Source organism: Komagataeibacter melaceti, from assembly GCF_003403295.1.
GTDB classification, from domain to species: Bacteria; Pseudomonadota; Alphaproteobacteria; order Acetobacterales; family Acetobacteraceae; genus Komagataeibacter; species Komagataeibacter melaceti.
Genome location: NZ_QUWV01000065.1, coordinates 17,525 through 29,184, shown reverse-complemented (window position 1 = coordinate 29,184; position 11,660 = coordinate 17,525). Strand labels below are relative to the sequence as shown.

Annotated in this window: 9 protein-coding genes; 4 read left to right on the top strand and 5 right to left on the bottom strand. The window is 64.9% G+C overall.

The window, feature by feature from the left end; all coding sequences use genetic code 11:
- Positions 1-54: 54 nt before the first annotated feature.
- From lpdA to zapE, 4 genes are all read right to left on the bottom strand, one after another.
- Complete coding sequence (gene lpdA, locus DY926_RS08465) at positions 55-1,794, bottom strand: dihydrolipoyl dehydrogenase (RefSeq protein ID WP_116702967.1); 1,740 nt, start codon at positions 1,792-1,794, stop codon at positions 55-57.
- 71 nt (positions 1,795-1,865) lie between these two features.
- Positions 1,866-3,128, bottom strand: coding sequence for a 2-oxoglutarate dehydrogenase complex dihydrolipoyllysine-residue succinyltransferase (odhB, locus tag DY926_RS08460; RefSeq protein WP_116702966.1), 1,263 nt, complete (start codon positions 3,126-3,128; stop codon positions 1,866-1,868).
- Between the two features lie 122 nt (positions 3,129-3,250).
- Entirely contained in the window at positions 3,251-6,127 is a 2,877-nt protein-coding gene (locus tag DY926_RS08455; protein WP_116702965.1) for a 2-oxoglutarate dehydrogenase E1 component, read from the bottom strand.
- Positions 6,128-6,479: 352 nt separating this feature from the next.
- Entirely contained in the window at positions 6,480-7,679 is a 1,200-nt protein-coding gene (zapE, locus tag DY926_RS08450) for a cell division protein ZapE (RefSeq protein ID WP_116702964.1), read from the bottom strand.
- A 120-nt stretch (positions 7,680-7,799) separates the two neighbouring features.
- On the opposite strand from zapE, the gene DY926_RS08445 reads away from it, so the two are divergent.
- From DY926_RS08445 to DY926_RS08430, 4 genes are all read left to right on the top strand, one after another.
- The gene (locus tag DY926_RS08445; RefSeq protein WP_116702963.1) at positions 7,800-8,138 is read left to right on the top strand and encodes a carboxymuconolactone decarboxylase family protein; all 339 of its coding nucleotides are present in this window, start codon (positions 7,800-7,802) and stop codon (positions 8,136-8,138) included.
- 82 nt (positions 8,139-8,220) lie between these two features.
- Positions 8,221-8,865, top strand: a complete 645-nt coding sequence (locus DY926_RS08440) for a 2OG-Fe(II) oxygenase (protein ID WP_116702962.1) — start codon at positions 8,221-8,223, stop codon at positions 8,863-8,865.
- A 90-nt stretch (positions 8,866-8,955) separates the two neighbouring features.
- Positions 8,956-9,291 (top strand): hypothetical protein, encoded by a 336-nt coding sequence (locus DY926_RS08435; RefSeq protein ID WP_116702992.1) that lies wholly within the window; start codon positions 8,956-8,958, stop codon positions 9,289-9,291.
- A gap of 67 nt (positions 9,292-9,358) precedes the next feature.
- Positions 9,359-9,904: a Spy/CpxP family protein refolding chaperone gene (locus DY926_RS08430; RefSeq protein WP_116702961.1), complete on the top strand. Its 546-nt coding sequence runs from the start codon at positions 9,359-9,361 to the stop codon at positions 9,902-9,904.
- 195 nt (positions 9,905-10,099) lie between these two features.
- On the opposite strand, the gene zwf is transcribed toward DY926_RS08430, so the two are convergent.
- Positions 10,100-11,650, bottom strand: coding sequence for a glucose-6-phosphate dehydrogenase (gene zwf, locus DY926_RS08425; protein WP_116702960.1), 1,551 nt, complete (start codon positions 11,648-11,650; stop codon positions 10,100-10,102).
- Positions 11,651-11,660 lie beyond the last annotated feature (10 nt).

Sequence of the window (11,660 nt, the reverse complement as noted above, 5' to 3'; positions counted from 1 at the left end):
CAAAACCCCACGGCAGGGAAGCTGCCGTGGGGTTTTGCAGTTCAATGCGCCGGATCAGATATGGATGGCGCGCTTGTCCACATCCAGTGCCGCTTCCTTCACCGCCTCGCTCAGCGTGGGGTGGGCGTGGCAGGTGCGGGCAATATCCTCGGACGATGCACCGAACTCGATCGCCATGGTGCATTCGGCAATCAGTTCGCCCGCCATCGGGCCAATGATATGCACACCCAGCACCTGATCGGTGGTGGCGTCGGCCAGGACCTTCACAAACCCGTCCGTCATGCCGATGGCGCGCGCGCGGCCATTGGCGGTGAAGGGGAATTTGCCAACCTTGTAGGCCGTGCCTTCTTCCTTCAGGGTTTCTTCCGTCTTGCCAACGGTCGCGACCTCCGGCCACGTGTACACCACGGCGGGGATCGCGCCATAGTTCACATGACCCGCCTGCCCGGCCAGCAGTTCGGCCACCGCAACGCCTTCTTCCTCGGCCTTGTGGGCCAGCATCGGGCCTGCGATCACATCGCCAATGGCGTAGATGCCCGGAACATTGGTGGCGTAATGCGCATCGGTCACGATACGGCCACGCTTGTCCAGCGCAACACCCACTTCTTCCAGCCCGAGGCCCTTGCTGGCCGCGGTCCGGCCAATGGCCAGCAGCACCACGTCGGCTTCCAGCGTTTCCGCCGCACCGCCCTGCGCGGGCTCCACGGTCAGGGTCACGCCCTTGGGGCCTTTCTCGGCCTTGGTGACCTTGTGGCCGAGCTTCATCTTGAGGCCCTGCTTGGTCAGGATGCGCTGGAAGGTCTTGGCGATCTCGTTATCCGTGCCCGGCACCAGACGGTCGAGATATTCGATCACCGTCACATCCGCGCCCAGCCGGTGCCATACGCTGCCCAGTTCCAGACCGATCACACCGCCGCCGATCACCACCATCTTCTTGGGAACGGCGGAGAGTTCAAGCGCACCAGTGGAGGTGACGATCTGCTTTTCGTCCACCTCGACCCCCGGCAGGCCCGCGCTGTCACTGCCACTGGCAATGACGATATGCTTTGCCGTGACCGGCTTGCCATTGACCGAAACGCGGCCCGTGCCCTCGACCTTGCCGGTGCCCTTGAGCCAGGTGATCTTGTTCTTCTTGAACAGGAACTCCACGCCCTTCACGTTGGCTTCGACCACGGACTGCTTGCGGGCCATCATCTTCGCCAGGTCAAGCTTCACGCTGTCGATGATGATGCCCATATCGGCATATTCATCCTTGGCGGCATGGAAGTTCTCGGACTGCTGGAGCAGCGCCTTGGACGGAATACAGCCCACGTTCAGGCAGGTGCCACCCAGTGTCGCACGCTTTTCCACGCAGGCTACTTTGAAGCCAAGCTGTGCCGCGCGGATGGCGCACACATAGCCGCCCGGTCCCGCACCAATCACGATCACATCGTAATCCGTCTCGGCCGGGGCCGGTGTGGTAGCGGCTGCGGGAGCAGGCGTTGCGGCGGGGGCGGCGGCAGCCGGTGCCGCCGGCTGGGCAGGCTTTGCCGCCGGGGCCGCCTGCTGGCCGCCCGCACCGGGGGTAAGGGTGGTCAGTACGGTGCCGACCTCGACCTCATCACCTTCCTTCACGGCATGCGCGCCCAGCACGCCTGCCTGCGGGGCGGGGACTTCCACGCTGACCTTGTCGGTTTCCAGTTCAGCCACCGGGTCATCCGCGTTCACGGTGTCACCGGGCTGCTTCAGCCACTTTGCAACCGTGGCCGTGGTCACACTTTCGCCCAGCGTGGGCACCTTGATGTCAATTGTCATGTCTCTTCAGTCCTGCTTGCAATACAGCGGTAGCGCGTATGGGCCGCGCCTGCACGCGGCCCCGGCAGGCATCAGACCTGCAGCAGCAGACGACGCGGATCCTCCACGTTCTGCTTGACCCGCACGAGGAAGCTCACCGCTTCCTTGCCATCCACGATGCGGTGGTCATAGGTCAGCGCGATATACATCATCGGACGGATCACGACCTGGCCATCCACGGCGACCGGGCGTTCCTGAATGGCGTGCATGCCCAGAATGGCCGACTGCGGCGCGTTGATGATCGGCGTGGACATGAGCGAGCCGTAAATGCCGCCATTGGTGATGGAGAACGTGCCACCGGACAGTTCATCAATCTTCAGCGTGCCTTCACGGGCCTTCTTGCCAAAGCCTGCGATCGCGCTCTCGATCTGGGCGAAGCTCATCTGATCGGCATCGCGGATCACGGGCACGACCAGGCCGTTGGGGCCGCCCACGGCAATGCCGAGGTTGACGAACTCACGGTAGATCACGTCATCACCGTCGATCTCGGCGTTGATGGCGGGGAATTCCTGCAGCGCCGCGATCACGGCCCGGCTGAAGATGGACATGAAGCCCAGCTTGACGCCGTTATGCTTCTTGATGAACAGGTCCTTGTATTCGGCGCGCATCTGCATCACGGCCGACATGTCCACCTCGTTGAAGGTGGTCAGCAGGGCGGCGGTGTTCTGCGCATCCTTCAGGCGGCGGGCGATGGTCCGGCGCAGGCGGGTCATCTTCACGCGTTCCTCACGCGGGTCGTCCTGACGGGGCGCACGCGGGGCAGCGGCGGGCTGGGCCGCGCGCGGCTGTGACAGGAACGCCTGCACGTCCCCCTTCGTGATCCGGCCATCCTTGCCGGTGCCCGTCCCGATCTGGTCGGGAGAGACACCCTGTTCGGTCATGATCTTGCGCGCGGCGGGGAACGCCACGGCAGCGGCACCCTGTGCAACAACATCGGAGGGCGGGGTTGCCGGGCGGGCCACCGGGCCGCTGGCCACGGGCTGGGCCTGCACGCCGGCGGGGGCCGCCGCTTCCTTCTTGGGGGCGGGAGCAGCGGCAGCCTTGGGGGCCGCGCCGCTTCCGGCTTCAACGGTGGACAGCAGGGCGCCCACTTCCACTTCCGTGCCTTCGGGTACCAGAATCGGACCGAGCACACCCGCCTGCGGGGCGGGAACTTCCACGCTGACCTTGTCGGTTTCCAGTTCGACCACGGGGTCGTCCTCGTTCACGGCGTCACCGGGCTGCTTCAGCCATTTTGCAACGGTTGCCGTCGTAACACTTTCACCCAGCGTCGGTACCTTGATCTCGGCAGACATTATCCTGTTTCCCAATCCCTTGCCCGCCCGGCGCGGTGTTCCCGCCCCGGATGGGCCTTATCATTATTTATGGAGGCGGCCGGAACGCCGCCCCCCGTTACCTTAAACGTTGGCCCGTTCCCTCAGGCCCCGACGACACCCAGCGCCATGTTCACCAACGCGGTCTGTTCGGCAACATGCACCTTGGCAAGGCCCGTGGCCGGGCTGGCCGCGGGTGCGCGCCCGACATAGGCCGGACGCGTGCCCTTGTGGCCGATCTCCGTCAGCACGCCTTCGATCAGGCGATCGACGAAATTCCAGCCGCCCATGTTCTCCGGCTCTTCCTGGCACCAGATCACCTTGGCCGACGGGTAGCGCGCCAGTTCCGCGCCCAGCATCTTGGCGGGGAAGGGATAGAACTGCTCAAGCCGCACGATGGCGACATTGTCCAGCTTGCGTTCGCGGCGTTCGGCCAGCAGGTCGTAATAGACCTTGCCCGAGCAGATCACGACGCGATCGACCTTCGCGGGGTCCGCGATCTGGTCGATTTCCCCGATCACGGGCAGGAAGCGCGTGCCCGGGCCAAAATCCTTCAGTTCTGATACCGCCAGCTTGTGACGCAGCAGGGACTTGGGCGTCATGATGATCAGCGGCTTGCGGTAATCCAGGAAAAGCTGGCGGCGCAGGGCGTGATAGTAGTTGGCGGGCGTGGTCAGGTTGCACACGCGCATGTTGTTCTCGGCGCAGAGCTGGAGGTAGCGCTCCAGACGGGCGGAGGAATGTTCCGGCCCCTGCCCTTCGTACCCGTGCGGCAGCAGCATCACGAGGCCGGACATGCGCAGCCACTTCGTCTCGCCCGAGGCGATGAACTGGTCGATGATGACCTGCGCGCCGTTGGCGAAGTCACCGAACTGGGCTTCCCACAGCACCAGCGTGTTGGGGTCGGCCAGCGAGTAGCCATATTCAAACCCGAGCACACCGAATTCGGACAGGAGCGAGTTGTAGATCTCGATCCCCGCCTGATCCTTGGAGATGTTGTTCAGCGGCACATAGGTGTTCTGGTTCACCTGGTCGATCAGCACCGCATGGCGCTGGCTGAACGTGCCGCGCTGGCAGTCCTCGCCCGACAGGCGGACCTTGTGGCGTTCCTGCAGCAGCGTGCCAAAGCCAAGCGCTTCGCCCGTGGCCCAGTCGATGCCCTCACCCGTCTCGAACATCTTGGCCTTGGCCTTGAGCTGGCGGGCGATCTTGGAATTGACGTTGAAGTCACCGGGCACCTGCGCCAGCGCCGCGCCCACCTGCTTGAGGCGTTCGATGGAAACGCCGGTTTCCGGCGCGGGGCGGGTGGTGTCAACCGGCGGCGGCTTGAGGCCCTTCCACGCGCCTTCCAGCCAGTCGGCCTTGTTCGGCTTGTAGCCCTGCGCGGCCTGATAGGCTTCTTCCAGCTTGTTGTGGAAGGCATCCCATTCCGCCGTGACCTGATCCTCGGTCACCACGCCTTCGCGCACCAGACGGTCGGAATACAGCTTGCGCACGGTCGGGCGCGCGGCGATCGCCTTGTACATGATGGGCTGCGTGAACGACGGCTCATCGGACTCGTTATGGCCGTGGCGGCGGTAGCCCACCACGTCAAGCACCACGTCGGATGCGAATTTCTGGCGGAACTCGGCAACAAGGCGGGCACAGTAGATCACCGCTTCCGGCTCGTCGCCATTGACGTGCAGGATCGGGGCCTGCACCGCCTTGGCCACGTCCGTGCAGTACAGCCCGGAGAAGGAATGGACCGAAACCGTGGTGAACCCGATCTGGTTGTTGACCACGACATGGATCGTGCCGCCGGTGCGGTAACCGATCAGCTGGGACATGGCCAGCGTCTCGTACACGATGCCCTGCCCGGCAAACGCGGCGTCACCATGCAGCAGCACGCCCATGTGGCGGCCGCGCTGGGTGTGGTCATCATCATCCTGCGTGGCGCGGACCTTGCCGATCACGACAGGATCGACCGCTTCCAGATGCGACGGGTTGGGCTGGAGCGAGATATGGACGGGAGTGCCGCCGATCTCGACATCGGTGGAAGTGCCCAGATGGTATTTCACATCGCCCGAGCCCTGCACGTCATCCGGCTTGAACGACGCCCCGGCGAATTCGCTGAAGATGGCGGTGTAGGGCTTGCGCACGATGTTGACGAGCGTGTTCAGGCGGCCACGATGCGGCATGCCGATGGCAACCGAGCGTACGCCGCCCTTCGCCGCCTGATCGATGATCGCGTGCAGCGCGGGGATGGTCACGTCCTCCCCCTCCAGGCCGAAGCGCTTGGTGCCGACATAGCGCTTCTGGCAGAAGGATTCGAAGCCTTCCGCCTCGGTCAGGTGCTGCAGGATGACCTTCTTTTCCTGCGCGGTCGCACCCTTGCGCCAGTTGTCGCCCTCAAGGCGCGCCTGCACCCACATGCGCTGCTCGGGGTCCTGGATATGCATGAACTCGGCGCCGATCGGCCCGCAATAGACCGCACGCAGCGCGTCGAGCACCTGGTTGATCGTACCGGTGTCGGAACCGATCAGGCGGGCAACGACATGGCCGAGATAGATCGGGCGGTCCATGTCCTTCGGGCCGAAGCCGTAGGTGGCCGGGTCCAGGTCGGCATGGGGCTTGGGCACCTGCAGCCCCAGCGGGTCAAGCCGGGCTTCCAGGTGGCCACGCACGCGGAACGCCCGGATGAGCTGCGTGGCGCGCAGGCTGTCATCCGCCGCCGCGCGCAGACCCTCGGCCGTGACACCCGCCGCCTTGCCGTTGGGCAGGGGGGCTGGCTCGTCGCCAGTGATCATGGGCGGGCGCGGCGCCCATGAAGCACCCTCCGCATCATGAACGATTTCCGCATCCTGCTCATCCATCGCCGAGAACAGGGAGGCGAAGGAAGGATCGACGCTGTTGGGATCGGCCGCCCAGCGTGCATACAATTCAGCCAGATAGGCCGTATTGGCGCCGCTGAATGCGGTCGAAAGAATATCTACGCCCGCCATATTGAAGACATCTCCTCGCTGGCGGCCTTTGTGGCCGCGCTATTGTCGGGTCCGGCTTCATGTCCGGCCCGATTTTGTATCGCTACCCTAGCCGCACCCGTTCCGGGATGCCGCCATCATTCATCAGGATCAGGTCTGCTTGCCGCGCATACTGACATTTTCGTGCATGCGCCGGGTTACGTAAGGCACAGGCACGCAGGTCCATATTCACGCTCACACACCCCCCGATGAGAACTTGCCCATACCCAAGCAAAGACAGTGCCGCTTGCCTACCGCCCCATCAGTCACACCATCGCCATAACCGTCACGATGGCGTGACCCTGCAACCATGGCCCACCTCCGTCGCGCGCCCTCACGCGTTCAGGTGGGGGAGCTGCATGTAGGCGGCACTCTGCATCTCCTCCAGCCGTGAGGCCGTGCGCTCGAACGCGGTCGCGCCCTGCCCCTTGGCGTACAGGGCATCGGGGCCGACATCGGCGGAGGCGAACAGCTTGACGTTCTGTTCGTACAGCGTGTCGATCAGGACGATGAACCGCCGGGCCTCGTCAAAATTGTCAGGGCCCATGCAGGGCACGCCATCAAGCACCAGGTCGGGAAACCGCGTGGCCAGCGCCAGATAGTCGCCCGCCCCCAGCGGCCTGCCGCACAGGTCGGCAAAGCTGAACCGCGCGACCGGACCCGCCGCCTGCGCCACCTTCAGGCTGCGGCCCATGACATCCAGCGTGACCGGCTGGACCGGCGCGCCCGCCGCCAGTTCCCGAAAGATCGAATCGAGTTCGCAACGGGCCGCGTCATCCGCCGGGGTGATCCATGTCTGCATGCCATGGGCGTTGCCGCGCCGGTAATCACGCGGGGAATCGAGGATGACGGTATCCACCTCCTTCATGATCGTGGCGATGAAGGGGCGGAAGGCATCGGCGCCGGGGCGGTTCTGGAACAGGTCCTCGGGCCGGGTGTTGGACGTGGCCACCACCACCACCCCATCGGCGAACAGGTAGTCGAACAGGCGGCCGAGGATCATGGCGTCGGCAATGTCATTGACCTGGAATTCGTCAAAGCAGAGCAGCCACGCTTCCTGCGCGATCTGGTGGGCCAGCGGCGGGATAGGGTCGGTCAGGTCGGGGTTGGCGGCCTTCATGTCATGCAGGCGCTGGTGCACGTCCTGCATGAAACGGTGAAAATGCACCCGGCGCTTGTGCTCCACCGGGGCAAGGCTGAAGAACAGGTCCATGAGCATGGTCTTGCCACGCCCCACCTGCCCGACCATGTAAACCCCGCGCGGGCGCACCGGGGCCGGTGCGGGATGGGACAGGCCCAGCCGCGCCTTCAGCCCGCCCAGCCAGCCGGTGGCCTGCGGTTCGGGCTGCTGCACCTGCGGGTGGTAGTCGCGCAGTTCCTGCCACAGGCGGTCAAGCCTGCGGGCGGCCTTCTCCTGTTCGGGGTCGCGATCGAGACGGCCGGAAGCCACGCGGGCCTCATAGGCGGCGAGGGGGCCGGTGCCTGCGGGAAACACCGCAGGGGACAGGCGGGCGGGGGCGATGTCTGTATCCATGATCTTCCGCCGATAGTTCGGAAAAAACAGCCCCGCAAGGCCATGAACTCGCCAAACTGTGTCATGACAGGCGTTCTCTCCATCTGGTGAACTGAAACCCCACCAAATGGAGAACTTGTGATGACCGACTGGAACGCCTACCGCGCCCATCTGGGCCAGTCCGTACGGGCTTTCGCAACCCTCGCCCCCGACACGATCAAGGGAATCCAGACACTGGACCACGCGGGCGCCGGCAAGGGGCACCTGGACGCCAAGACCCGCGAACTGATCGCCCTGGCCGTGGCCGTCACCACGCGCTGCGACGGGTGCATTTCCGTCCATTCCAAGGCCGCTGTCGAGGCGGGCGCCACGAAGGAGGAAATAGCCGAGGCGCTGGGCGTGGCCGTGGCGCTGAACGCGGGCGCGGCACTGGTCTATTCCAGCCGGGTGCTGGACGCGGTTGATACCGTCACGGGCTGAGGCCGGGCGGGAACGCTTGCGATGGCGTGAATCCGGTCCTACTCTCGCGCCGGTTCACCCGAGAACGTGCAGGCAGGATGGCATGATGCACCCCGTTATTCCCGACTATGCGGCGCTGGAGTCGGCCCCCGTATCCACCGTGCCGTTCGCCCATGCGGTCGTGCCGCAGTTCATCCGCCCGGCGGACCTGCCCGCCCTGAACGCAAGCCTGCCGGTCATCCGCTCCGGCGGGTCGTTCCCGCCCGAGGCGCTGACCCTGTCGCCCATCATGGCACGGCTGGTGGCGGAACTGCAGCAGCCCCGCCTGCGCGGGCTGATCGCCACCAAGTTCGGGCTGGATCTGGATGACGCGCCGACCATGCTGACGATGCGCGGGCGCACACGCGCCAAGGACGGGCGCATCCACCGCGATTCCGACTGCAAGCGGGTGACGGTGCTGCTGTACCTCAATTCAGCCGACAATAATGCGTGGTCACGGCACGAAGGCTGCCTGCGGCTGCTGCGCAACGCGCATGACATGGAAGATTTCGCCGCCGAGATCCCGCCGCTCAACGGCACGCTGGTCATCTTTCCCAATGGGCCGGACACATGGCATGGCCACCGGCAGTATGTCGGCCCGCGCTACACCATCCAGCTCAATTACATGGCCAATGATGCCAGCGCACGCAACGAACTGCGCCGCCACAGGTTATCTGCCCTGACGAAACGCCTGCCCTGGGTGGCCTAGGGCTTCGTTCCCGGCCATTGTTTCGACACGAGTCCGGGTCATGATACCGCTGTTATCCGGCTTTAAGATATGTCGAGGTTTTCCGAGTCCATGCATCTGCGCAAATTTGCTACGTCCCTGCTGTCCACCAGCCTTGCACTGGGAATCCTGATCACAGCCGTGCCCGCCGCCCATGCCCAGCCGTGGCATGGCGGGCCGCGCGGTCCGGGCTGGCACCATGGCCCGCCGGGTCGCGGCGGCTATCGTGGCGGCGGCGCGGGGCTGGCCGTGGGCAGCGGCATCGCCGGGCTGGCCGTGGGGGCAATGCTGGGCAGCACGCTGGCGGAACGTAATTCCGCCCCGCCGCCGCCCGCCTACTACCCTGCCCCGCCGCCGCCTCCGCCGCCGCCGGCCTATTACCCGTATGGCGGCGGGTATGGCTACTGAACGCGCCATTCCATCCGCCTGACATCCCATCACGCACAACCATCCGATGCGAAGGAAAATATATAAAATGATGTTCCGCCGGTTACTGCCCGCAGCCGCGTTCGTGCTTCTTCCCGCCATGGCCATGGCAGCGGACCCGCAGCCTGCCACGGCCCCCGCGCAGGCGGCCCCGCAGGGCAGCGCCACCACCTCCCTCGCCCATACCCCGCATGATCCCGCGCCCGAACAGGTGGACGCCCACATCACCGCGCTGCATGACGAGCTTGGCATTACCAAGAAGCAGGAAGCGTTGTGGACGCCCTTCGCCCAGACCATGCGCGACAACGCACAGCGCCTGCATGACGCCATCGAAAGCCGCCGCGAAAAGCTGGCCAGCATGAACGCGGTGGAAAACATGCAGTCCTATGCCGAGCTGACGGTCGAGCGCGCCCATGACATGCAGACCCTGAACTCCAGCTTCGCCACGCTTTACGAGAGCTTCTCCAAAAAGCAGCGCAAGCATGCCGATACCCTGTTCCGGGAGGGCGATGCCGAACATGCCCAGCACCGGCAGGCCCAGCAGGGTGAAACCGCCACCGCGGCCCCTGCCACGGCGGCGGCACCGGCCCAGTAAAAGGGCGGCATCCCGTTTCCGATATGGAAAAAGGCCCGTCTCCGGCAGGAGGCGGGCCTTTTTCGTAGGGACGTGGCGTTTCTGAACCTTTTTGAAAAAAGCTTCACCAAAAACTTTGGTTTTGGGCAGCGGATATTTGCCAGGGACAGGCAGAGCCCTGCTGCATCCCGCCCCGGTATCGGGGCGGGAAATGATTCAGGCGCGATCCAGCGGGTACCAGCTCCGCCCGTCGCGCTGGAGCAGTTCGTCCGCTCCCTTCGGTCCCGATGCCCCGGCCGGGTAGATTTCCGGCCCGGTCGGGTCCTTCGCCCATGCCTGAAGCACGGGATCGACCGCCTTCCATGCCGCCTCGATGTTGTCGGCGCGCTGGAACAGGGTCTCATCACCCATCAGGCAGTCATACAGCAGGGTCTCGTAACCCACATTGGGCGTGCGGGCGAAGACATCTTCATACCTGAAGCGCGCCTGCACATCGGTCAGGTCCATTTCCGGCCCCGGCTTCTTGGCCCCCATTTCCACCGTCAGCCCCTGCGCGGGCTGGATGTTGAGGATGATGCGGTTGGGCGGCAGGTCTTCCGTTTCCGTGCCACGGAACATCAGCATGGGCGGCTTGCGGAACTGCACCACGATTTCCGTGCGGCGCCCGCCCAGCCCCTTGCCGGTGCGCAGGTAGAACGGCACCCCGGCCCAGCGCCAGTTATCCACATGCAGCTTCAGCGCCACATAGGTTTCGGTGTTGCTGTGCGGGGAAACGCCGGGGCTTTCACGGTAGCCGACCATCGGCCTGCCATCCACCGTGCCCGCCGCGTACTGCCCACGCACCGCATCACGCGGGTCGATGGGGGTGACGGCCTCGAAAAGCTGTTCCTTGGCGTTGCGCACGCTCTCGGCGCAGAAGGTGTTGGGCGGCTCCATCGCCACCATGGCGAAAAGCTGGAACAGGTGGTTGGGCACCATGTCACGCAATGCGCCGGTTGGCTCGTAAAACGCGCCGCGCTGTTCCACGCCAATGGTCTCGGCGGCGGTGATCTCGATATGATCGACATATTCGTTGCGCCACAGCGGCTCGAATATCAGGTTGCCGAACCGCATGGCGAGAATGTTCTGCACCGTCTCCTTGCCCAGGAAGTGGTCGATGCGGAACACCTGCGACTCATCAAGGACGGCAAGCACCTGCCGGTTGAGTTCACGCGCGCTGGCGAGGTCGGAGCCGAAGGGCTTTTCAATCACCACGCGGCGGAATGCGCCCTCCTTCTGCGTCACGACACCTGCCTTGCCCAGCGTTTCCACCACGGGGGCGAAGAAGCGCGAGGGAATGGCGAGGTAGAAGATGGCGTTGCCCGGCAGCTTTTCACCCAGCGCGCGGATGGCGGCGACATCGCCAAAATCCGCCTGCACGTATTCCATCCTGTCGGCCAGCCAGCCCCACTGCGCGGCATCAATGCTGGCGGGGTGGAATTCCGCATCCGGGTCCTTTGTAAAGGACAGCATCATCTCATGCAGCCCGTCGCGCCACTGTGCGGTGGTGCTGTCCACGCGGTCCACGCCGATGATGCGGAAACCGTCATCAAGCAGGCCGTTGCCCACAAGATTGTAAAGTGCCGGAACAAGCAGCCGCTTGGTCAGGTCCCCATGCGCGCCAAAGATGACAAGCGTGCACGCTGGCGCCTTGCGCGCCCCGGCGGGGGAAACCGGGCGCTGGCCAGTCGCGGCTGGCGTTGCGGAAATGTCAGGTGATAAGGCCATGATCTCTCTA